The sequence below is a fragment of the Pseudomonas fluorescens genome, from assembly GCF_001307155.1.
Taxonomy (GTDB): domain Bacteria; phylum Pseudomonadota; class Gammaproteobacteria; order Pseudomonadales; family Pseudomonadaceae; genus Aquipseudomonas; species Aquipseudomonas helvetica.
Genome location: NZ_CP012830.1, coordinates 2,318,577 through 2,341,277, shown reverse-complemented (window position 1 = coordinate 2,341,277; position 22,701 = coordinate 2,318,577). Strand labels below are relative to the sequence as shown.

General features: G+C 60.3%; 21 protein-coding genes. 11 read left to right on the top strand and 10 right to left on the bottom strand.

The window, feature by feature from the left end:
- The first annotated feature begins 67 nt into the window (after positions 1 to 67).
- On the top strand, positions 68 to 1,636 hold the full coding sequence (locus tag AO353_RS10675) for a SulP family inorganic anion transporter (protein WP_054594900.1): 1,569 nt from the start codon (positions 68 to 70) through the stop codon (positions 1,634 to 1,636).
- Between the two features lie 163 nt (positions 1,637 to 1,799).
- On the opposite strand, the gene aroE is transcribed toward AO353_RS10675, so the two are convergent.
- Both aroE and hemF read right to left on the bottom strand, forming a co-directional pair.
- Entirely contained in the window at positions 1,800 to 2,621 is an 822-nt protein-coding gene (gene aroE, locus AO353_RS10670; RefSeq protein WP_054594899.1) for a shikimate dehydrogenase, read from the bottom strand.
- Positions 2,622 to 2,634: 13 nt separating this feature from the next.
- Positions 2,635 to 3,549, bottom strand: coding sequence for an oxygen-dependent coproporphyrinogen oxidase (hemF, locus tag AO353_RS10665; protein ID WP_054594898.1), 915 nt, complete (start codon positions 3,547 to 3,549; stop codon positions 2,635 to 2,637).
- Positions 3,550 to 3,728: 179 nt separating this feature from the next.
- Between hemF and AO353_RS10660 the strand changes: the two genes are divergently transcribed.
- Positions 3,729 to 4,706: an NADPH:quinone reductase gene (locus AO353_RS10660; protein WP_054594897.1), complete on the top strand. Its 978-nt coding sequence runs from the start codon at positions 3,729 to 3,731 to the stop codon at positions 4,704 to 4,706.
- 146 nt (positions 4,707 to 4,852) lie between these two features.
- On the opposite strand, the gene AO353_RS10655 is transcribed toward AO353_RS10660, so the two are convergent.
- From AO353_RS10655 to AO353_RS10645, 3 genes are all read right to left on the bottom strand, one after another.
- Complete coding sequence (locus tag AO353_RS10655; protein ID WP_054594896.1) at positions 4,853 to 5,410, bottom strand: L-threonylcarbamoyladenylate synthase; 558 nt, start codon at positions 5,408 to 5,410, stop codon at positions 4,853 to 4,855.
- Between the two features lie 51 nt (positions 5,411 to 5,461).
- Positions 5,462 to 6,565 carry a DNA-processing protein DprA gene (gene dprA / locus AO353_RS10650; protein ID WP_054594895.1) on the bottom strand — a complete coding sequence of 368 codons (1,104 nt, stop codon included), beginning with the start codon at positions 6,563 to 6,565 and terminating at the stop codon, positions 5,462 to 5,464.
- Positions 6,566 to 6,645: 80 nt separating this feature from the next.
- Positions 6,646 to 7,671 carry a LysM peptidoglycan-binding domain-containing protein gene (locus AO353_RS10645; protein WP_054594894.1) on the bottom strand — a complete coding sequence of 342 codons (1,026 nt, stop codon included), beginning with the start codon at positions 7,669 to 7,671 and terminating at the stop codon, positions 6,646 to 6,648.
- A 170-nt stretch (positions 7,672 to 7,841) separates the two neighbouring features.
- Between AO353_RS10645 and def the strand changes: the two genes are divergently transcribed.
- From def to AO353_RS10620, 5 genes are all read left to right on the top strand, one after another.
- A complete protein-coding gene (def, locus tag AO353_RS10640; protein WP_054594893.1) occupies positions 7,842 to 8,348 on the top strand; it encodes a peptide deformylase in 507 nt (168 codons plus the stop codon).
- A gap of 66 nt (positions 8,349 to 8,414) precedes the next feature.
- Positions 8,415 to 9,374 (top strand): methionyl-tRNA formyltransferase, encoded by a 960-nt coding sequence (gene fmt / locus AO353_RS10635; RefSeq protein WP_054594892.1) that lies wholly within the window; start codon positions 8,415 to 8,417, stop codon positions 9,372 to 9,374.
- A complete protein-coding gene (gene rsmB, locus AO353_RS10630) occupies positions 9,371 to 10,681 on the top strand; it encodes a 16S rRNA (cytosine(967)-C(5))-methyltransferase RsmB (protein WP_054594891.1) in 1,311 nt (436 codons plus the stop codon). Before fmt ends, rsmB begins: the two co-directional genes overlap by 4 nt.
- Before the next feature lie 23 nt (positions 10,682 to 10,704).
- Positions 10,705 to 12,078 carry a Trk system potassium transporter TrkA gene (gene trkA / locus AO353_RS10625; protein ID WP_054594890.1) on the top strand — a complete coding sequence of 458 codons (1,374 nt, stop codon included), beginning with the start codon at positions 10,705 to 10,707 and terminating at the stop codon, positions 12,076 to 12,078.
- Between the two features lie 178 nt (positions 12,079 to 12,256).
- Positions 12,257 to 12,571 carry a tetratricopeptide repeat protein gene (locus tag AO353_RS10620; protein ID WP_054594889.1) on the top strand — a complete coding sequence of 105 codons (315 nt, stop codon included), beginning with the start codon at positions 12,257 to 12,259 and terminating at the stop codon, positions 12,569 to 12,571.
- A 16-nt stretch (positions 12,572 to 12,587) separates the two neighbouring features.
- Here AO353_RS10620 and AO353_RS10615 read toward each other — a convergent pair whose 3' ends face one another.
- The 3 genes from AO353_RS10615 to tag form a co-directional block, all read right to left on the bottom strand.
- A complete protein-coding gene (locus AO353_RS10615; RefSeq protein ID WP_054594888.1) occupies positions 12,588 to 12,827 on the bottom strand; it encodes a PilZ domain-containing protein in 240 nt (79 codons plus the stop codon).
- 71 nt (positions 12,828 to 12,898) lie between these two features.
- Positions 12,899 to 13,786, bottom strand: a complete 888-nt coding sequence (locus AO353_RS10610) for a lysophospholipid acyltransferase (RefSeq protein WP_054594887.1) — start codon at positions 13,784 to 13,786, stop codon at positions 12,899 to 12,901.
- Positions 13,787 to 13,837: 51 nt separating this feature from the next.
- Positions 13,838 to 14,401 (bottom strand): DNA-3-methyladenine glycosylase I, encoded by a 564-nt coding sequence (gene tag / locus AO353_RS10605; RefSeq protein WP_019694421.1) that lies wholly within the window; start codon positions 14,399 to 14,401, stop codon positions 13,838 to 13,840.
- A gap of 81 nt (positions 14,402 to 14,482) precedes the next feature.
- Between tag and glyQ the strand changes: the two genes are divergently transcribed.
- The 4 genes from glyQ (at position 14,483) to AO353_RS10585 (ending at position 18,865) form a co-directional block, all read left to right on the top strand.
- Positions 14,483 to 15,436 carry a glycine--tRNA ligase subunit alpha gene (gene glyQ / locus AO353_RS10600; protein ID WP_031319418.1) on the top strand — a complete coding sequence of 318 codons (954 nt, stop codon included), beginning with the start codon at positions 14,483 to 14,485 and terminating at the stop codon, positions 15,434 to 15,436.
- A complete protein-coding gene (gene glyS, locus AO353_RS10595; protein WP_054594886.1) occupies positions 15,433 to 17,487 on the top strand; it encodes a glycine--tRNA ligase subunit beta in 2,055 nt (684 codons plus the stop codon). The genes glyQ and glyS overlap by 4 nt, the downstream gene beginning before the upstream one ends.
- Before the next feature lie 4 nt (positions 17,488 to 17,491).
- On the top strand, positions 17,492 to 18,031 hold the full coding sequence (gene gmhB, locus AO353_RS10590; RefSeq protein ID WP_173859956.1) for a D-glycero-beta-D-manno-heptose 1,7-bisphosphate 7-phosphatase: 540 nt from the start codon (positions 17,492 to 17,494) through the stop codon (positions 18,029 to 18,031).
- A 63-nt stretch (positions 18,032 to 18,094) separates the two neighbouring features.
- The gene (locus AO353_RS10585) at positions 18,095 to 18,865 is read left to right on the top strand and encodes a lysophospholipid acyltransferase family protein (RefSeq protein ID WP_054594884.1); all 771 of its coding nucleotides are present in this window, start codon (positions 18,095 to 18,097) and stop codon (positions 18,863 to 18,865) included.
- A gap of 365 nt (positions 18,866 to 19,230) precedes the next feature.
- Here AO353_RS10585 and AO353_RS10580 read toward each other — a convergent pair whose 3' ends face one another.
- Together AO353_RS10580 and AO353_RS10575 are read right to left on the bottom strand one after the other, a co-directional pair.
- Positions 19,231 to 21,537, bottom strand: coding sequence for a CHASE2 domain-containing protein (locus tag AO353_RS10580; RefSeq protein WP_054594883.1), 2,307 nt, complete (start codon positions 21,535 to 21,537; stop codon positions 19,231 to 19,233).
- 18 nt (positions 21,538 to 21,555) lie between these two features.
- On the bottom strand, positions 21,556 to 22,557 hold the full coding sequence (locus AO353_RS10575) for a FecR family protein (RefSeq protein ID WP_371917609.1): 1,002 nt from the start codon (positions 22,555 to 22,557) through the stop codon (positions 21,556 to 21,558).
- Positions 22,558 to 22,701: the final 144 nt, after the last annotated feature.

The window sequence follows — 22,701 nt, the reverse complement described above, 5'->3', positions numbered from 1 at the left end:
GGGAGCAAGCTCCCTCGCCACAATGCTTTATCCTGACGCCTTTGAATGATTCCGACCGAGAGGCCCCATGGCAATCTCCAGACGCCATAAGCTCTTCCCCTTTCTCAGTTGGCTGCCCCGGCAAACCCGCGCCAGCGTCGGCCGCGACCTTGTCGTTGGCCTCAGCGGGGCGATTCTTGCGTTACCACAATCCATTGCCTACGCCCTGATCGCCGGGTTACCCGCCGAATACGGCTTGTACGCTGCCATCATCCCGGTATTGATTGCCTGCCTCTGGGGGTCGTCCTGGCATTTGATCTGCGGCCCGACAGCAGCGATCTCTATCGTTCTTTACGCCAGCGTCAGTCCCTTGGCCGTGCCCGGTTCCCAGGACTACATCACGCTGATCCTGCTGCTGACCTTCCTCGCCGGTATTTTCCAGTGGCTGCTGGGCATGTTGCGCTTTGGCGCGCTGGTGAACTTTGTCTCGCACTCGGTGGTGCTGGGTTTCACCCTCGGTGCGGCAGTGGTGATCGCCCTTGGGCAGTTGCCGAACCTGTTGGGGCTGGACCTGCCGAATCAGGCCACGGCGCTGAACAGCCTGGTGTCACTGATCGGCGACATTGGCGCGCTGGATAAACCGTCGCTGGTGCTGGGTCTTGGCACACTGGCAGTGGGCATTGTGCTGAAACTGCTGCTGCCACGCTGGCCGAGCCTGTTGATCAGCCTGATTTTCAGCGGCCTGTTGGTGTGGCTGTGGCCGTCGATGTTTGGCCATGTGAAGTTGGTCAGCTCGTTCGTCGGCCGGTTACCGCCATTCAGCCCGTTGCCGCTGGATCTGGACCTGGTGTTGCGCCTGCTGCCCAGTGCGGTGGCAGTCGGCATGCTCGGGCTGGTGACCAGCCTGTCGATTGCCCGCTCCTTGTCGCAACGCTCGCAGCAGTTACTCGATGCGAATCAGGAGGTCCGCGCGCAGGGGCTTTCGAACATCGTCGGCAGCTTTTTCGCAGGCTCGCTGTCGGCCGGCTCCTTTACCCGTTCGGGATTGAGTTATGAGGCGGGTGCCTGCTCGCCACTGGCCGGGGTGTTCTCGGCGCTGTGGGTGGCGTTGTTTGCACTGACCGGGGCGACGCTGATAGCGCATATCCCGATTCCAGCGATGGCCGGGAGCATTCTGCTGATTTGCTGGGGATTGGTGGACCATCGCGGCATTCGCGCGTTGTTCCGGGTCAGCCATGCCGAATTCGCGGTGATGGCGCTGACGTGCGTCGCCACATTACTGCTGGAGCTACAAACGGCGATCTACGCCGGGGTGTTGGTCTCGCTGTTTTTCTACCTCAAACGCACCTCGCAACCCCGCGTGCAGCAATGGAGCGAAGGCGATGAAGAGATTCTGCGGGTCGGTGGCTCGATCTTCTTCGGCGCCAGCCACTACCTGCAAGTCCGCCTGCAACGTACTCAAGGCTTGAAGGTGGTAATCGAAGGGCAGTACATCAATTTCATCGACTATTCCGGCGTAGAGATGCTGCACCAGGAAGCGCGACGACTGCTCAGACAAGGCCGCAGCCTGATCCTGCGCCGGGCGCGCGGGCATGTGGTCGAAGAGTTGTTGAGACTGGAAGGACCGGAGAAATGCCCAATCCGGTTTGAGGATTGAAACACGCAAATACCGCGTCGACCCCTGTGGCGAGGGAGCTTGCTCCCGCTGGGGTGCGAAGCGGCCCTAAAACTTGCCAACTCGGTGCATCAGGCAATGTGAGATCGCCAAGAACGCGGGCGCTTCGCACCCGAGCGGGAGCAAGCTCCCTCGCCACAAAAGCCTAGAGCGCCAACTGGCGGCGGAGTTCAGCCAGCACAGGGGCGGTGTCCGGGCGTACGCCGCGCCACAGGAAGAACGCTTCGGCGGCCTGTTCGGCGAGCATCCCCAAGCCATCCATCGACACCGCGGCGCCGTGTTCGCTGGCCCAGCGGCAGAACGAAGTCGGTTCCTTGCCGTACATCATGTCGTAGCAAACGGTCTTGCCCGGTTCGATCAGGCTGCTGGCAATCGGCGGCACATCGCCTGACAGGCTGGCCGACGTCGCGTTGATAATCAGGTCCACGGGCTCACGCAACCAGTCGAAACCACTGGCGGACACCGGGCCGAGATCCGCGAACAGTTCAGCCAGCAACTCGGCTTTTTCCAGTGTGCGATTGGCGATGATCACCGACGCCGGCTGCTCGGCCAGCAACGGCTCCAGCGCGCCACGCACTGCACCGCCTGCACCCAGCAGCAGAATGCGTTTACCGCGCAGGCTGAATCCGGCGTTGACCGTCAAATCCCGCACCAGCCCGGCACCATCGGTGTTGTCGCCCAACAGGCTGCCATCCGCCAGTTTGCTCAAGGTGTTGACCGCACCTGCCCGCTGGGCCCGTTCCGTCAGGCTGTTGGCCAGACGATAGGCCTCTTCCTTGAACGGCACCGTGACGTTGGCTCCACGACCTTCGCGGAAAAACTCCGTGGCACAACCGGAAAAGTCATCCAGCGGCGCCAGCAAGGTGCTGTAGTCCAGTTTTTGAGCGGTCTGCTCGGCAAACAGGCGATGGATCAACGGCGATTTACTGTGGCCAATCGGGTTACCGAATACGACGTAACGGTCCATCAGGATTCCTCGTTCAGACGTTTGCCAACCAATCGCGATCTTGCAGGAAATACTCGGTCAGGCGCGCTTCTTCACTGCCAGGCTCGGCCTTCCAGTCGTAACTCCAGCGCACTTGCGGCGGCAGCGACATGAGAATCGACTCGGTACGACCGCCCGATTGCAGGCCGAACAGCGTGCCGCGGTCGTACACCAGGTTGAACTCGACGTAGCGCCCACGGCGGAATTCCTGAAACTCGCGCTGTTTTTCGGTGAAGGCTTGTGCCTTGCGACGCTGGACGATCGGCAAGTACGCATCGATGTAAGCATCGCCGATAGCGCGCATGAAGGCGAAACAGGTGTCGAAGTCCCACTCGTTCAGGTCATCGAAGAACAGACCGCCGATACCTCGGGGTTCGTTGCGATGCTTGATCTGGAAGTAGCTGTCGCACCACGCCTTGTAACGGCTGTAGACGTCCGGCCCAAAGGGCTCGCAGGCCTTCGCGGCCACACGGTGCCAATGCACGCAGTCTTCTTCGTTGCCGTAGTAAGGGGTCAGGTCGAAGCCGCCGCCGAACCACCAGACCGCTTCTTCACCTTCTTTCTCGGCGATGAAAAAGCGCACGTTGGCGTGGGACGTCGGCACATGCGGGTTGTGCGGGTGAATCACCAGCGACACACCAAGGGCTTCGAAGCCGCGCCCGGCCAGTTCCGGCCGATGGGCGCTGGCGGACGGCGGAAGACCGCTGCCAAAGACGTGGGAAAAGTTGACGCCGCCCTTCTCGATGACCGCGCCGTTTTCAATCACCCGCGTGCGACCGCCACCACCGGCTGGCCGGGTCCAGGCGTCTTCGACGAAACGAGTGCCACCGTCTTCGGCTTCCAGCGCAGCACAAATGCGGTCTTGCAGGTCGAGCAGGTAGGCTTTTACGGCCTCGGTGCGGGTAGTCATGGCATCACCTTGAATCGGGCAAAGCTACGCGGCGCTCGATCAGAACGGCGGCCGGCGCAAATGGGCGCGTAGCATAACACTGCACCCGTGACCGTCGCAGTTGACGAAGATCAAGCTTAGGAGTCCGATAGGGTCCTTCGCCGAAAGACCGACGGCAAACACACCCAAGGAGAGTGCAGATGGCCAAACGTATCCAGTTCCGTGCCCATGGCGGCCCCGAAGTGCTTGAGTATGTGGATTATCAGCCTGCCGAGCCGGGCCCGCAGCAAGTACGCGTCAGCAACAAGGCTATCGGTCTGAATTTCATCGACACCTATTACCGCAGCGGCCTCTACGCGCCGCCCGCCCTGCCATCGGGCCTTGGCGCGGAAGGCGCGGGCGTGGTCGACGCAGTGGGCAGCGACGTCACGCGCTTCAAGGTCGGTGACCGCGTGGCCTACGGCAGTGGCCCACTGGGTGCTTACAGCGAGATGCATGTATTGCCGCAAGACAATCTGGTGCATCTGCCGGATGCCATCAGTTTCGAACAGGCCGCGGGCGTCATGCTCAAGGGCCTGACCGTGCAGTACCTGTTGCGTCAGACCTACGAACTCAAGGGTGGCGAGACCATCCTGTTCCACGCCGCTGCCGGTGGTGTCGGTTCGCTGGCCTGCCAATGGGCCAAGGCCTTGGGCGTGAAGTTGATCGGTACCGTCAGCTCGCCGGAAAAAGCCGCACTGGCAAAATCCCTCGGCGCCTGGGCAACCATCGACTACAGCAAGGAAAACGTCGTACAACGCGTGCTGGAACTGACTGACGGCAAAAAGGTGCCGGTGGTCTACGACGGCGTTGGCAAGGACACCTGGCTGACTTCGCTCGACTGTGTAGCGCCACGCGGGCTGGTGGTGAGTTTCGGCAATGCATCAGGTGCGGTGGACGGGGTGAACCTGGGGATTCTCGCGGCGAAGGGCTCGCTGTACGTGACCCGGCCAACCCTGGGGACTTACGCCAACAACGCTGAAAACCTGCAAACCATGGCCGATGAGCTGTTCGGGATGATCATCAGCGGCCAGTTGAAAGTGGACATCAACCAGCGTTATCCACTGGCTGACGCGGCTAAGGCGCAGATTGAGCTGTCGGCGCGGCGTACTACCGGGTCGACGGTGTTGTTGCCTTAAATCTGAATTGTGGTGAGGGGACTTGCCCCCGTTGGACTGCGCAGCTGTCCCAAAATCTGCCAATGCAGTAAATCAAGCATATGACCCACGCCTGATTTACCGGCGCTACGCGCCCGAACGGGGACAAGCTCCCTCGCCACAAGGTCTCAGGCCGGGCGCACCACATTGCCGGTCGCCAGATCGCGAATCAGGCTCGGGTTTTTCCGTCCGCCCAGATTCCCGCCCAGCACCAGATCGATTTGCCCGCGGAAATACTGCTCGACGCGAATTCGCGAACGCGCTGCCGGCCGGCCTTGCGGGTTGGCAGAAGTCGACACCAGTGGTCCGACCAACGCACACAAATCCCGCACCTGCGGGTGATCGCTAACCCGCAACGCCACGGTCTCATGCACTCCGGTGATCCATTGCGGCAGCATGTTTTGATGGGGCACCAGCCAGGTGTTCGGCCCCGGCCAGGTGCTGGCCATGCGATCCATCCACAGTTCCGGGAAATCTTCGAACAGGAAGTCGAACTGGCGAATGTTGTCGGCAACCAGGATCAGGCCCTTTTCCACCGAACGGCCCTTGATCGCCAGCAAGCGATACACCGCCTCTTCATCCCACGGGTCGCAACCCAGGCCCCAGACCGCTTCGGTTGGATAGGCAATCACCGCCCCTGCGCGAATCGCTTGTGCGGCTTGTTGCACACGCCAACTGTTGACCATTACCGACTCTCCAAAATAAGGCTGTGCGCAGTTTACCGATCTTTCATGAAGCTAGCTTACGCGCGCAAACCAGCGTCCGCCTTCGCTCACCGCCCGTCCCTCCATTTCAAGCTCCGTCAGCGCCGCCAATACCTTCGGCAACGCCCATCCCGCCGCGTCGGCCAGGGCCTCGCTGGTATGCGGGGCGGCGAATAGCAGGCACAGCAACGGATGATCGACGGGCGCCGCAGTTTCTGTGGATAACGGTAGATTCTGCCAACCGCGCAGGCCTTCGAGGATATGTTCAATGGTCTCCACCAACACCGCGCCGTCACGTATCAACTGGTGGCAACCACGAGCCCCGGGGTGATGGATCGATCCTGGAATGGCATACACCTCGCGCCCCTGTTCTGCCGCCAACCGTGCGGTAATCAGCGAGCCGCTGGCGACACTGGCCTCGACCACCAGCACGCCGAGGGATAAACCGCTGATGATCCGATTGCGCCGCGGGAAGTTGCTGGCCTGCGGTCCGGCGTCCAGCGGGAACTCGGAAACCACTGCACTGCCTTGCGCAATCATCGCGTCAGCAATCCGCCGATTGCGCTGTGGATAAAAATTTTCCAGGCCGGTGCCGAGCACTCCGACGGTCTGCCCACCGACGTCCAGCGCGGCTTGATGCGCTGCCGCATCGATTCCCAATGCCAAGCCGCTGGTGATGACAAAACCGGCGCCTGCCAGGCTGCGGGAAAACGCCGTGGCGGTGTCCATCCCCGGCCTTGATGCGCGTCGGCTGCCGACCATCGCCAGCTGCGGTTTTTCCAGAATGCCCGGATCGCCCGCGACAAATAACAGCGGTGGCGGGTCACTGATTTCTGCCAACAGAGCCGGGTAGCCCGGCTGGTCAACCATCAGTAAATACTGGCCTTCGCGCTCTAGCCAGGCTAATGCGTGGTAGGCGCCATCACGAATAAGCGGGCTACGCCGAGCGTCGGCGCACGCCGCTGGCAACCCCAACGCACGCCAGGCAGAGGCTGGAGCGCTGATGGCTTTTGAGGCCGAGCCAAAAGCTTCGAGCAGCTTTTGAAAACGTCGAGGGCCGAGCTCTGGAAGACGATGCAAACGCAAACGCGCTTCCAGTTCCGCCGGTGAAACCTGCGTAGGTGCGAACAGCGGCATAAGATCATCCTTGATCGTTATTGGTCGTGTTGAATCAGCAACAAGTTGTGGATAAGTCTGTTGGTAACTTGTTGAGTCTTTTACGGATTACGCACCTTGTCCATCACCGCGAGGGAGCGCGAAGCGTTGAGCACCAAGCCATAGCTGAGCTTTTCGTAGGTGCGGAAGATCATCAGCAAACCGGCGCGTTCATCCGGTATTTTCACCTGTTCGCCGGTGACCCGGTCACGTACGGTTTCACCGGTTTTCATCACCACCAGCACGTTGCCTTCGGCCAAGCCGTCGCGCTGGCCCTTGTTCAAAGTGACCACATCGAGCGCACCGATCTGCGTAACACCACGTGGCACGTCGATGATCAAGCCGTGAATATCGGTTTTCGGTGCGCTGGGCATGAAGGTTGAGTTGATCGCCCGTTCTTCGCCGCTGAACAAGCGGTCGCCGAGTCGAACCTCTTGAGTGGTGCGTTGCAAGGCGAGGGTGGCGACATCGCCTTCAGTGGCGATGATCTCGCCGCCGCCGATATCGTCGGCGTTGATCCCCAGAAACTCTTTGCTTTGCGGGTCGCTGTAGACCTTGCCCTGACGGAAAATGCCGTACACCGAATGCTCCGGGTCGAACTTGCCGCGTGCGTAGATGCGATCGCCCATACCGCTGAGTACCCGTTCGGCGTCGCCGGCAACGATGTACGGCGCCTTGTTGAAGTCTTCGACGTTGTCGATGATGCGGTTGCTCAACAGGAAACTGTTGATCGAGCGCAGTGGAATACTCGGAATGGCGTCGGCCATCGGCGTACTGCGCACTTGTGGCGAAAGCTTGATAGTGCCGCGTGAAGCCCCGCGATTGAGGGTCAGGCGCGGTTGCCCGTTGATGTAGACCAGCGACAGCGAGTCGCCGGGATAGATCAGGTTGGGGTTTTCGATCTGCGGGTTAGCCTGCCAGAGCTCGGGCCATTTCCAGGGTTCGCGGAGGTATTTCCCGGAGATGTCCCAAAGTGTGTCGCCCGCCACCACGGTGTAATGCTGTGGAAAACCTTCCTTGAGTTGCACTTGTCCGTGTGCGAAACCGGCCGAGGCCAGAAGCAGCAAGGCGAGTAGTGATTTCCTCATGCGGTGAATCCCTTTATTATGTGCATTCGAGTAGAACGCCAGAGCCCTCGTGGCCCGCTCCCCCTTTCTAATGAAAAGAAGGGAGCTACGTTTTACAACGGTAGCCTGCATCTTCGGACCCGCCAGGCCATCGGCCCAGACTTTACTTCACACGTGCAGCAATTACGCTTATGGCTATTTTGAACATCCTCGAATTTCCCGACCCGCGCCTGCGTACTATCGCCAAACCGGTGGCCGTAGTGGACGACGAAGTGCGGCAGTTGGTCGATGACATGTTTGAAACAATGTATGAAGCACCCGGCATCGGCCTCGCGGCGACCCAGGTCAACGTGCACAAACGCATCGTGGTCATGGACCTTTCCGAAGACCGCAGCGAACCTCGGGTGTTCATCAACCCCGAGTTCGAAGTCCTGACCGACGAAATGGGTCAGTATCAGGAAGGCTGCCTTTCGGTACCGGGCTTCTACGAAAACGTCGACCGTCCGCAACGCGTGAAGATCAACGCCCTGGACCGTGACGGCCAGCCTTTTGAACTGATCGCCGAAGAACTGCTGGCGGTGTGCATTCAGCATGAATGCGACCACCTCAACGGCAAATTGTTCGTCGATTACCTGTCCACGCTCAAACGCGACCGGATCAAGAAGAAGCTGGAAAAGCTCCATCGCCAGAACGCTTGATGCCCTTCCAAAGGCTTGCTGCGGCAAGCCTTTTTCTTTTCCGCGTGTTTCCAACCGAGAATTCCCATGACTGAGCCACTGCGCATCGTCTTTGCCGGCACCCCCGAATTTGCCGCCGAACACCTCAAGGCCCTGCTCGACAGCCCTTATGAGATCGTTGCGGTCTACACCCAACCGGATCGCCCGGCGGGTCGTGGGCAAAAGCTGATGCCGAGCCCGGTCAAGCAGTTGGCTCTGGAGCACAACATCCAGGTGCTGCAGCCACCAACCCTGCGCAACGCCGAGGCCCAGGCCGAACTGGCCGCACTCAAGCCGGACTTGATGGTCGTCGTTGCCTACGGCCTGATCCTGCCGCAAGTGGTGCTGGATATTCCGCGTCTGGGTTGCATCAACAGCCACGCCTCGTTGCTGCCACGCTGGCGCGGTGCGGCGCCGATCCAGCGCGCCGTCGAAGCGGGCGACGCTGAAAGCGGCGTGACCGTGATGCGCATGGAAGCCGGCCTCGACACCGGGCCGATGCTGCTCAAGGTCACCACGCCGATCAGCGCTGATGACACCGGTGGCAGCCTGCATGACCGTCTCGCCGAAATGGGCCCGCCAGCAGTGGTTCAGGCAATTGCCGGGCTGGCCGCTGGTACGCTGGAAGGCGAAATCCAGGACGACAGCCTGGCTACTTATGCGCACAAACTGAACAAAGACGAAGCGCGCATCGACTGGAACCGCCCAGCGGTTGAGCTGGAGCGTCTGGTTCGCGCGTTCAATCCGTGGCCGATCTGCCACAGCACGCTCAATGGCGAAGCCTTGAAAGTACTCGCTGCCAGCCTCGCCGAAGGCAAGGGCGCACCGGGCGAGATCCTCGGCGCCAGCAAAGACGGCTTGATCGTCGCCTGCGGTGAACAGGCGCTGTGCCTGACGCGCCTGCAATTGCCTGGTGGCAAGGCGCTGAACTTCAGCGACTTGTTCAACAGCCGTCGTGAGAAATTTGCTGTGGGCACCGTCTTAGGCCTTGCGGTGGACGCCCAATGAACCCGCGTCTGGCCGCCGCCAAGGCCCTGGCCGCCGTCCTTAACGGCAAGGCTTCGCTGAACAGTTCATTGCCGACGCAATTGGACAAGGTTGAAGACCGCGATCGCGGCTTCACCCAGGACCTGGCCTTCGGTACCGCACGCTGGCAGCCGCGCTTGTCGGCGCTGGCGGCCAAGCTGCTGCAAAAACCTTTCAAAGCTGCCGACGCTGACGTCGAAGCGCTGTTGCTGGTCGGCCTTTACCAGTTGCTGTACACCCGTGTCCCGGCCCACGCCGCCATCGGTGAAACCGTGGGCTGCGCCGACAAGCTGAAAAAACCGTGGGCCAAAGCCCTGCTCAACGCCGTGCTGCGCCGTGCCCAACGTGAAAGCGAAGCACTGCTGGCCGAGCTTGAGCACGATCCGGTGGTGCGCACCGCCCACCCGCGCTGGCTGCAAAAATCCCTCAAGGCGTTCTGGCCAGAACAGTGGGAAGCCATTTGCGCCGCGAACAACGCGCATCCACCCATGATTTTGCGGGTCAACCGTCGTCATCACACTCGCGATGCCTACCTCGCCTTGCTCAGTGATGCCGGTGTCGCGGCCAAGCCGTGCGTGTTCAGTCGGGACGGCATCGTGCTCGACACGCCAGGCGATGTGCGCCAACTGCCGGGTTTCGCCGATGGCTGGATCAGCGTGCAAGACGAAGCCGCGCAACTGGCGGCGGATCTGCTGGACCTGGCGCCGGGCCAACGGGTGCTCGACGCCTGCTGCGCACCGGGCGGCAAGACCTGCCACATCCTTGAAGTCGAGCCGAAACTGGCCGGCGTAGTGGCCGTGGACCTGGAAGCCAAGCGTCTGGTGCGTGTGCGGGAAAACCTTGAGCGGCTGGGCCTCAGCGCCGAATTGATCGCCGCCGACGGCCGCGACACTCAAGCGTGGTGGGACGGCAAGCCGTTCCAGCGCATCCTGCTCGACGCGCCCTGCTCGGCGACCGGCGTGATTCGCCGCCACCCGGACATCAAACTGACCCGCCAACCGGATGACATCGCTGCGCTCGCGGTGCTTCAGGGTGAACTGCTCGACGCGATGTGGCCGACCCTCGACGTCGGCGGCATCCTGCTCTACGCCACCTGCTCGACCTTGCCGACCGAAAACACCGAAGTCATCGAAGCCTTCCTCGCCCGAACTCCGGGTGCTCGCGAGCTGGATATCGCCAGCCAGGCCGGTATCAAGCAACCGCATGGCCGCCAGTTGTTGGCACAAGAAGGCGGTCACGACGGGTTCTACTACGCCAAGCTGATCAAGATTGCCGCCGCACGCGGTTAAGCGGATTTCAAGGGAGTGACCGGATGAAGATCATCATCCTCGGCGCCGGGCAGGTCGGCGGTACGCTGGCGGAACACTTGGCCAGCGAAGCGAACGACATCACCGTGGTCGACACCGACGGCGAACGCCTGCGAGACCTCGGTGACCGCCTCGACATCCGCACCGTGCAAGGTCGCGGCTCGTTCCCGACGGTGCTGCGCCAGGCCGGTGCCGACGACGCCGACATGCTGGTGGCGGTGACCAACAGCGACGAGACCAACATGGTCGCCTGCCAGGTCGCGCACACCCTGTTCCATACGCCGACCAAGATCGCCCGGGTGCGCGAAGCCGCGTACCTGACCCGCGCCGGCCTGTTCGACAACGACGCGATCCCGGTCGACGTGCTGATCAGCCCCGAACAAGTAGTGACCCATTACATCAAGCGCCTGATCGAGCACCCCGGTGCATTGCAGGTGATAGATTTTGCCGAGGGCAAGGCCCAACTGGTGGCGGTCAAGGCCTACTACGGTGGACCGTTGGTGGGGCAGCAACTGCGCCAGTTGCGCGAACACATGCCGAACGTCGATACCCGCGTGGCAGCGATTTTCCGTCGTGATCGACCGATCCTGCCGCAAGGCGATACGGTGATCGAAGCCGACGACGAAGTGTTTTTTATCGCGGCCAAAGCGAACATTCGCGCCGTGATGAGCGAAATGCGCCGGCTCGACGAGAGCTACAAACGCATCGTCATCGCCGGTGGCGGGCAGATCGGCGAGCGGCTGGCCGAGGCGATTGAAAGCCGCTATCAGGTGAAGATCATCGAGATGAACCCGGCGCGCTGCCGCTACCTCTCGGACACCCTCGACAGCACCGTGGTGTTGCAGGGCAGCGCCTCGGACCGCGATCTACTGCTGGAAGAGAATATCGCCGACGCCGATCTGTTCCTGGCGCTGACCAACGACGACGAAGCCAACATCATGTCGTCGCTGTTGGCCAAACGCCTGGGCGCGAAGAAGGTGATGACCATCATCAATAACCCGGCCTATGTCGACCTGATCCAGGGCGGTGATATCGATATCGCCATCAGCCCGCAACTGGCGACTATCGGTACTTTGCTGGCCCACGTGCGCCGGGGCGATATCGTCAGCGTGCACTCGCTGCGTCGCGGTGCGGCAGAAGCCATCGAGGCGATTGCCCATGGTGACGCGAAGTCGAGCAAGGTGATCGGCAAGGCCATCGAAAACATCGTCCTGCCGCCGGGGACTACTATTGGTGCAATCATTCGCGATGAAGAAGTGTTGATCGCCCACGACGACACCGTGATCGAAGCCGGCGACCATGTGATTCTGTTCCTTGTGGATAAAAAGCATATTCGTGATGTGGAGAAGTTGTTCCACGTGGGGTTGAGCTTTTTCTGATCTGTGCGCAATTGTGGCGAGGGAGCTTGCTCCCGCTCGGCTGCGCAGCAGTCGAAAAATCTGCAACTATGTTCTTTCAGGCACATCGAGTCAGCTGAGTTGCGACCGCTTCGCGCTCGAGCGGGAGCAAGCTCCCTCGCCACGAAAGCCATTCGACACCCATTCAAGGAGCCCATAGATGATCGAATCCCTCGAAAAAATGCTCGCCAAGGGTGTGGATAACTCGCTGCTGCGCTTCGGTCTGGGCAAGGGTTATCTGGATCTGGGCGAACATGCCAAGGCCGCCGAGCATTTCAGCCGCTGCGTGGCATTCGATCCGAAGTACTCGGCAGCCTGGAAGCTGTTGGGCAAGGCTTATTTGGCACAGGCAAACCATGCAGCCGCCCGTCAGGCCTGGGAGCAGGGTCTGGAAGCAGCTCGCGCGCATGGCGACAAGCAGGCAGAAAAGGAAATGACGGTGTTTCTGAAGAAGCTAGACCGGTTGGACAGCTGATCAAAAAACGCTCAACTCAAAGGTAACGCAGGCCGATGCCTTCCGCGTCGACCTGCACCACTTCCATGCGCACTCGCGGCGCACCGCACGGCAACCCCTGCACCTGACCATAGACGACCGCGCCTTTGGCCAACGCCGCGAGCGTCGGATGCTTCACGTAGACGCCGCTGGCGGAAAGGTTGCGAGTCTGGCCCAGGCACTCGCCGAAGCTCTCATGCTGGATCTTGATTCGAAATGACTTACGGTGCTCGGACATCTTCTGCGCCCTTGATTGAACGATTGTGGATAACCCCAGCCCAAGGTTATCCACAGATCATGCCAGCTGGATCAATACCAGCGTGCTTCGCCCGGCGGGCGTTTCTTGAAGCGCTTCATGCTCCACATGTATTGGCTCGGGTAAGCCCGCACATATTTCTCGACGATCTGGCTCATGGCTGCGCAGGACGTCTCGGTATCGGTGCTGTACATAGCCTCGGGCGCGGCTTCCAGGATCACTTTGTAGCCTGAACCGTCCGGCAGGCGCAGGGCGTGCAGGAAGACGCCGACCGCTTTGCCGCCCGCGAGCATGTTCGGCACGAACTTGCTGGTCAAAGCCTTGGTGGCGAAGAAGGGCACGAAGATCCCGGCGGATTCGGCCGGTTCCGGGTCAGCCGGAATCCCCACTGCACCACCTTTGCGCACTTCCTTGATGACACTGAGGATGCCTTCCTTGGTAGAAGCTGCCACGCGGTTGCCCAACTGCACCCGTTGCTTGCGCAGCAATTCATCCACCGCCTTGAGCTTGGGCGGACGGTAGAAAATGATCGGTTTGCACTGGCTGCAATAGAAGTGGTTCAACACCTCCCAATTGCCCAGATGACTGGTGATGCCGACCACGCCTTTGCCGGAAGCCAGCGCGTCCTTGAGCACATCGAGGCCTTCGACTTCACGCACCAGATCGATGGAGCGCTGTGCCGGCCAGATCCAGGCGCAGGCGCTTTCGGTCAATGATTTGCCGATGTCCATCAGGCTCTGTCCCACCAGACGCTCGCGCTCGGCGGCGTCCATGTCCGGAAAACACTTGGCGAGGTTGATGCGCACCACGTCGCGGGAACGGTTGGGGGTTTTCCACATGACCCAGCCAATCGCCGCACCTACCGTTTGCACCGCCCGCCACGGGAGCAGGGCAAACAAACGCAGAGCGCCTACCAGCAAGGCGCCTTTAAACTTATCCACAGGTCACTCCTGATCTTCTGAACCGACGTCATGAACCTTGTCGCGAGCCGGCTATTCTAACCGCCCACTGCGCAAGATGGCGTAACGATCACAATCGGTGGTGTGATCCATGACCATGCCCGAGGCCTGCATCAAGGCATAGCAGATGGTCGGGCCGACAAACGTGAAACCGGCTTTTTTCAGACCTTTACTCATCTCCACGGCGGCCGGTGTCACGGCCGGCACTTCGCTGCGATCCTTGAAATGATTGATCTTCGGGACGCCGCCGACAAACGACCAAAGCAGCTCCACCGGGTCCTCCAGCGCCATCCAGGCCTGGGCATTGCGCCGTGCGGCATTGAGTTTCAGGCGGTTGCGAATGATCCCCGGATCAAGCATCAAATCGTCGATTTCGGCGTCGCTCATCTGCGCCACCCGTTGTACATCGAAGCCGAATAACACCTCACGGTAGCGCTCGCGCTTCCTCAGCACGGTGATCCAAGACAGGCCGGCCTGGAACCCTTCGAGCAAAAGCAACTCGAACAAGCGCTGCGCATCGCGTAGCGGTACGCCCCACTCCTGATCGTGATAAGCCATGTACAGCGGATCTTCGGAACACCAAAAGCAGCGTGGCATAAGGCTCCAGGGGGCGTGCGGACGAATGAATCGGGTATACTCCCGCTCTTTAAATCGCAGCCCAAGAAACAGGTGAATTTCGTGAGCCAGCCTACGCCAGCCGTGCGTACCTTCCAAGACTTGATCCTCGCCCTCCAGCAATACTGGGCCGAGCAAGGTTGTGTGGTACTTCAGCCCTACGATATGGAAGTAGGCGCCGGCACTTTCCATACCGCCACGTTCCTGCGCGCCATCGGCCCGGAAACCTGGAACGCCGCTTATGTGCAGCCCAGTCGTCGCCCGACTGACGGCCGCTACGGCGAAAACCCGAACCGTCTGCAGCACTACTACCAGTTCCAGGTAGTCCTGAAGCCGAACCCGGACAACTTCCAGGAACTGTACCTGGGCTCCCTCAAGCACGTGGGCCTGGACCCATTGGTGCACGACATCCGTTTCGTCGAAGACAACTGGGAATCGCCGACCCTCGGTGCCTGGGGCCTGGGCTGGGAAGTCTGGCTCAACGGCATGGAAGTGACGCAGTTCACCTACTTCCAGGCGGCGGGCGGCATCGAGTGCTACCCGGTGACCGGCGAGATCACCTACGGCCTCGAGCGTCTGGCCATGTACCTGCAAGGCGTGGACTCGGTCTACGACCTGGTCTGGGCTGACGGTCCGTTCGGCAAAGTGACCTACGGCGATGTGTTCCACCAGAACGAAGTGGAGCAGTCGACCTACAACTTCGAACACGCCAACGTCGAGAAGCTGTTCGAACTGTTCGATTTCTACGAAAGCGAAGCCAAGCGCCTGATCGAACTCGATCAACCGCTGCCGCTGCCAAGCTACGAAATGGTCCTGAAGGCCTCGCACACCTTCAACCTGCTGGATGCACGCCGGGCGATCTCGGTGACTGCGCGTCAGCAATACATTCTGCGTGTTCGCACCCTGGCGCGTTCCGTTGCGCAAGCCTACCTGCTGGCTCGCGCCAAGCTGGGCTTCCCGATGGCGACCCCGGATTTGCGTGATGAAGTGTTGGCTAAGCTGGAGGCTGCACAATGAGTGCTCAAGATTTCCTGGTTGAACTGGGCACCGAAGAGCTGCCACCCAAAGCCCTGAACACCCTGGCCGATGCGTTCCTCGCCGGTATCGAGAAGGGCCTGCTGGCCGCTGGCCTGGGCTTTGAAGCCAAGCAGGTCTACGCCGCACCGCGTCGTCTGGCCGTGCTGATCACCAAACTGGCCACTCAACAACCGGATCGCAGCATCAACCTCGACGGCCCGCCACGTCAGGCCGCCTTCGACGCCGAAGGCAATCCGACCCAGGCTGCCCTGGGCTTTGCCAAGAAGTGCGGCGTAGAGCTGAGCGAAATCGATCAAAGCGGGCCGAAGCTGCGTTACAGCCAAAGCATCGCCGGCAAGCCGACCGTCAGCCTGTTGCCGACCATCGTCGAAGACTCGCTGAACGACCTGCCTATCCCCAAGCGCATGCGTTGGGGTGCTCGCAAGGAAGAATTCGTTCGCCCAACCCAATGGCTGGTGATGCTGCTTGGTGATCAGGTGATCGACTGCACCATCCTCGCCCAGAAGGCCGGTCGCGATTCCCGTGGTCACCGCTTCCATCACCCGGAAAGCGTGCGCATCACCTCGCCAGCCAACTACCTGAACGACCTGCGCGCAGCCTACGTACTGGCCGATGCCAATGAGCGCCGCGAGCTGATCAGCACGCGTACCGCCGAACTGGCCACTCGTCAGGAAGGGACCGCGATCGTTCCGCCAGACCTGCTCGATGAAGTGACCGCGCTGGTGGAATGGCCAGTGCCGCTGGTGTGCTCGTTCGAGGAGCGCTTCCTCGATGTGCCGCAAGAAGCCCTGATCACCACCATGCAGGACAACCAGAAGTACTTCTGCCTGCTGGATGCCGACGGCAAGTTGCTGCCACGTTTCATTACCGTGGCCAACATCGAGAGCAAAGACCCGCAGCAGATCATCGACGGTAACGAGAAAGTGGTTCGCCCACGCCTGACCGACGCCGAATTCTTCTTCAAGCAAGACAAGAAGCAGAAACTCGAAGACTTCAACCTGCGCCTGCAAAACGTGGTCTTCCAGGAAAAACTCGGCAGCGTCTACGACAAGGCCGAGCGCGTGTCCAAACTGGCCGCATTCATCGCTCAACGCATTGGCGGCAACGCCTCGTGGGCGGCGCGTGCAGGCCTGCTGTCGAAGTGCGACCTGGCAACCGAGATGGTCGGTGAGTTCCCGGAGATGCAAGGTGTCGCCGGTTACTACTACGCCCTCAACGATGGCGAGCCGGAAGATGTCGCACTGGCGCTGAACGAGCAGTACATGCCGCGCGGTGCCGGCGCTGAACTGCCGACCACCCTGACCGGTGCGGCCGTGGCCATCGCCGACAAGCTCGATACCCTGGTCGGGATCTTCGGTGTCGGCATGCTGCCAACCGGTAGCAAAGACCCGTATGCACTGCGCCGTGCTGCGCTGGGCGTGTTGCGGATCCTGATCGACAAGAAGCTCGACCTCGACCTGACCGACGCCGTGGCGTTCGCTGTCAATGCGTTCGGCAGCAAGGTCAAGGCTGCCGGCCTGGCTGATTCGGTGCTGGAGTTCGTCTTCGACCGTCTGCGTGCCCGTTACGAAGACGAAGGCGTGGATGTGGCCACTTACCTGTCGGTTCGTGCCCTGAAACCGGGTTCGGCGCTGGACTTCGATCAACGTGTACAAGCCGTAGAAGCGTTCCGCAAATTGCCGGAAGCCGCTGCACTGGCTGCGGTGAACAAGCGCGTATCGAACCTGCTGAGCAAAATCGAAGGCAGCGTGCCGAGCACCGTCGAAGCCAAGTACTTCGACAACGCCGCCGAATTCTCCCTGTACTCGGCGATCCAGCAAGCGGATCAAGCGGTGCAGCCAATGGCTGCAGCCCGTCAGTACAGCGAATCGCTGGCACGTCTGGCCGCGTTACGCGAGCCGGTCGATGCGTTCTTCGAAGCCGTGATGGTCAACGCGGAAGACGCCAAGGTCCGCGCCAACCGTTATGCGTTGCTGGCACGTTTGCGCGGTTTGTTCCTCGGCGTTGCCGACATCTCGTTGCTGGGCTGAGGAGCTGCTGTTGAAACTGCTGATTATCGATCGGGACGGAGTGATCAATTACGACTCCGACGCTTACATCAAGTCGGTGGAAGAGTGGATTCCGCTCCCGGGCTCGATCGAAGCCATCGCGCAGTTGAGCAAGGCCGGCTGGACGGTAGCTGTCGCTACCAACCAGTCCGGCATTGCTCGCGGCTACTACGATGTCGCCACCCTCGACGCCATGCACGAGCGCTTGCGCACGTTGGTGGAAGAGCAGGGCGGCGAGCTCGGCCTCATCGTCTATTGCCCGCACGGGCCGGACGAAGGCTGCGATTGCCGTAAGCCAAAACCCGGCATGCTTAAAACCATTGCCGCACATTACGACGTGGCGCTGACTGACCTATGGTTCGTCGGCGACAGTCTCGGTGACCTGGAGGCGGCAAAAGCCGTCGACTGTCAGCCAGTTTTGGTAAAAACCGGGAAAGGCGAAAAGACTTTGGGCAAGACCCTACCGGTAGGTACTTTGATTTTTGACGATCTGGCGGCGATTGCCGCAGAACTTATCCACAACTAGGGCGATTCTGACATCCTGATCAAGGATTTTTCGGGAGCGCACTTTTAATAGGCAAATGCCGCTATGTCGATCTTGCAGGCAATCAGAACCTTTCTTTTTTACCTGCTGCTGGGCACCAGCTCGTTGCTCTGGTGCAGCCTGAGCTTTTTTATCGCGCCTTTTTTACCGTTCAAGGCGCGCTACCGTTTCATCAACGTCTACTGGTGCCGCTGCGCGCTGTGGCTGAGCAAGGCGTTCCTGGACATTGACTACGAAGTCAAAGGCGCCGAGAACATCCCCGACCAGCCGTGTGTGATTCTCTCGAACCACCAGAGCACCTGGGAAACATTCTTTCTGTCGGCCTACTTCGAGCCATTGAGCCAGGTGCTCAAGCGCGAACTGCTGTATGTGCCGTTCTTTGGTTGGGCGATGGCCATGCTACGACCAATCGCCATTGACCGCGACAACCCGAAAGCCGCGCTCAAGCATGTGGCGAAGAAGGGCGATGAACTGCTCAAGGACAATGTCTGGGTGCTGATCTTCCCGGAAGGCACCCGCGTTCCGTTCGGCACCGTCGGCAAGTTCTCCCGTGGAGGCACGGCGTTGGCGGTCAATGCGCAGTTGCCTGTGCTGCCAATCGCGCATAACGCCGGCAAGTTCTGGCCGAAAACCGGTTGGCTGAAAACACCCGGCACCATCACCGTTGTCATCGGTGCACCGATGTATGCCGAAGGCACTGGCCCAAGGGCGATTGCCGAGCTCAACGACCGCGCTGCGGCCTGGAACGAGCAGACCCAGCGGGACATGGGTTCGCTACCGCCACTGCCTGCTGCGGCGGATAAAGAGACTGTCTGACGTTCTGTGGATAACCTGTGTACCGTTTTGTTGAAAAGCGTCTTATTTGTTAGCTAAATTTATGATTTATATAGATATTTCTTAAGCTCATAAAACGCAGGAAAACGTGCATAAGTTTTCGCGACGCAAAAAAAACCGGCTATTTGCGCCGGTTTTTTTATGCCTGTTTCAACCCCCGGTTATCACGCGATCCGTAGCAGCTGCCGAGGCTGCGAGGCTGCGTTAGAGGCGGACCGCGTTCGGGCGAAGTCCTCGCAAATCCTGTGTATGCGGTTTGCCTGAAAGAACGCGTTGCCTGATTTTACGACTGCTTCGCAGCCGGACGCAGCCTCGCAGGCTCGACAGCTGCTACGGAGGGAAATGCTTCACTCCTCCAGCAACGGCAGTTGAACGCTGAACGTCGTACCTTGCCCAACCTGGCTTTCACAGAAAATCCGTCCCCCGTGGCGATCCACCACGGCTTTGACCATCGACAACCCCAGGCCCAGCCCCTCACTGCCTTGAGACGAAGCAAAACGCCGGTACTGACTGAACAGTTCCGGTAGTTCTTCGGCTGCAATACCTTTGCCCTGGTCGGCGATCTCGCAGGTCAACCAGCCCTGTGCACAACTGACCCGCACGCTGACTTGCGAACCTGCCGGGCTGTATTTGATGGCGTTTTCCAACAGGTTGAACAGCGCCCGGGTCAGCAACGACTGATCGGCCAGGACCATGCCTTCCGCTTCTTCATCCAGATCATGCAACAGCTCGATCTGCTTGAGTTGCGCGATACTCATCGCCTGATCAAACGCGTCAAGCACCAGCATCGCGAACATGCTCGGTTCGAACTGGTAAGCCTCGGACTCGGCTTTGGCCAACTGCACAAAGGACTCAGTCAGGCTCAAGGCCTTGCGTACCTGCAACTCGATCTGGCTGAACAACTGCGCGTCCCCCGTGCCTTGGTGATACTGGACGTCGAGCAAGGCCAGAATCACTGAATGGGGCGCGCGCAGGTCATGGGAAAGAAACCGCAGCAGCACCGCGCGCTGTTCCTCGGCATCGCGCTCGACGCTCAGGTCCGTCAGGCTAAGCAACCAGCCAATCGCCGTTCCGCCTTCTGCCGGCAGCAATGGCGCCAGGTCCATACGCAAACTTCGCCCTTGGGTATCGCGAAACTCGTTGGTCTCAAGCGTCGACAACACAGGACCTCCCTGCTCGAGTAGCCCCGGATAACCAATCTCCGAGAGCCGTCGCAGCAGGTCTTCGCCGACCAGATCGCTGGCAAACAGCCCCCGCGCATTGCGGTTGGCCAGCAGGATCCGTCCGTTCGGATCGCTGATCAGCGTCGCCACCGGCAGGTATTCCAGACCGTCGGCGATGAAGCGTCGGGTATCGCGCGTCCGGCTCATCGCCTGTTCCAGCGCGACGATCTGCCCCTGCAATACATCGCCGGCCGGTGACGGCGTGCGGCGGCGCTCTGGAAACACTTTCGGTTCGCTATCAAGCCGTGCCAGTTCCCAGCCGAAGTAAGCGAGCACTGCGCTCAAGCGTCGCCAGTTCCAGATCAAATACCCCAGCAGCATCCCCAGCAAACTGGCGCTGGGCGACCACCACCAACCGGCTCGGAGCAACAGCGCCGAGGCGACTAATGCCATCACCATGCAGCCCAGGGTCAACCACAAGGCACGCCGTGGACGGAACAGCAGCAAGGCCAGCAGCAACGCGACGATGGCCGTCGACAACCCGACCGCCCAGCCATCGGCGAGTACCACGATGCTGCGCTGTTGCAGCAGTCCGTTGAGGATGTTGGCTTGAATCTCGATGCCCGGCGTGGTGCCAATGCTCGCTGATTGCGGTGTTACATAGCGGTCGCCCAACCCCGGCGCCGTAGAGCCAATCAGGATCAGGCGATCACGCAGCAGCTCGGGTGGCACTTCACCCCGCAGCACGCTCACGTAAGGAACGCTGGGAAAACCTGCATTTGCGCTGATAAAGGGAATTCGAATGCCGTTGGTTCGTTGCCAGCCTTGAACCGTTAATGCCAACGGCGAGCCGGGCAGGGTATCCGAGCCTTCAGTGGTCGTCTCATAAAGCAGCCAGGCCAGTTGCGCCCTTGGATTACGCTCAGGGCCTTCGCGCAGGTACACGCTGCGTACGATGCCATCAGCGTCCGCCTCGGCGTTGATATGCCCGATACCTTTGGCACAGAGCCTCAACGGCGCCACGGGTTCGATTTCACCCAGCGGCAACCCATAACGGGCAACCCCTTCGCGCAGCAAAGGCACGAACACGTTGCCAGCCTGGCATGCGGCGTGTGCCAGGCGCAGGTCGTTGTCGGGAAGCTTGTCTGGCTCGCTAAAGATCACGTCAAACAGCACACCCTTGACCTTTGCAGCGCTGAGCCGATCCAGCAGGTCGGCGTGCAAGGTTCGCGACCAGGGCCACTGACCGAGTTGCTGCAAGCTGTAATCGTCGATGGTGACGATAAGGATTCGCGGGTCAACCGGAAGCGGACTCAGCCGACGCAGGTTGTCGTACAGCAGATTGCTCAGCGTCAGCCCATGGTTCAAGGACAGCAGCGCCGTCAATGGCAGCAGGATCAGGCTGACCCACAGCCATTCACGGACCATCCGATGAAACAGCCGCTGGGCCTGGGTCGGCTCGCGACCCTCCTTCCTTGGCCAGGGTTTCATCGACAATGGGCCGAGTCGTTATTGGACACGCGTGGTCCTGGGGTAATAGAAGATGTCATATACCCCGGTCTCTCCCTCAAGCCCCTGCTCGTCATACGCAGAGAGTCGAACATGGTAGAAAAACGCCTTCAATCCACTGAAGTTGATCTCTGGCGTGCTGGAAAACTGTTCCTGCTTGATGTTCAGGAAGTCTGTGTCGGTCGCCACTTGCGCCCGGTAGCGCGTGGCCCCGTTCAAGGGTTTCATGATCAACTGCCAGACCGGTGCAGGGCCGGTTTGACCGGTCTGCCCCAACAACTGCGGTGCCGGCAACAGCTCGCTCGGCGTCAGCTTGCCTTCCTTTTGAATGCGTAACCCCTGGCGAGCCATGACCTGCACTTGATCTACCGGTTTTTCGGCTTTTTTCGCGAGTGGTTTGCCTGTGCGTTTTTTCGCTGGCGCATTAAGGTTTTCACCACGATCGACCGCCACCTGGCCATTCAGCACTTCGATCAGCGATTGCCCATTGTCGTTGTTTCGCACTCGAAAGTGGGTGCCTCGGACCCCAAGCACGCCGACCGGCGTCACAATCTGAAAACGATCATAGTCGCTGGCGCGCTTGATCACATACGACTCGACCTGACCTTGCTCAAGAATCACCTGAGGGACAAGGAGTTCTTCGTTTAATCGCAACGTGACCTGCGAACTGGACGGCAGAACGATACGTGATCCATCACCCAGCGACAGGCTGACGAACGCCGAAGGGGAGGTCTTCACGCCTTCCTGCTCGTCAACCGTCATCCCTTCTTCGAGCGCCACCTGATTGCCCTTGCGGTCGAGCTTCCAGGCTTCGCCCGTCAGGTGTTCGACAGTGGCGGGCAGGGGTTGTCCACGGCATTGCTGGTTGTCATCGATATACGGCAAGCGCTTTGAATCGAAGAGCGCTGCAGATGCGCTCTGGGTCAATGGACTGACCAGGCCAATGACCAGTAACAGGCAGGTGCCCAGGTGGCGACAATGCAAAGAAGTCATTTGGCTCATTGGATTCGCTTTTCAGGCTTTTATTAGAATCTGGCCGATCATCTGATTCATCAGCCTTACGCACCTTACCCGACAGGGCTCTGCAGCAGATAGCCCACGTCTATGCATAACGCCCACATCCATTACAAAAGCAGTCGCGGATAT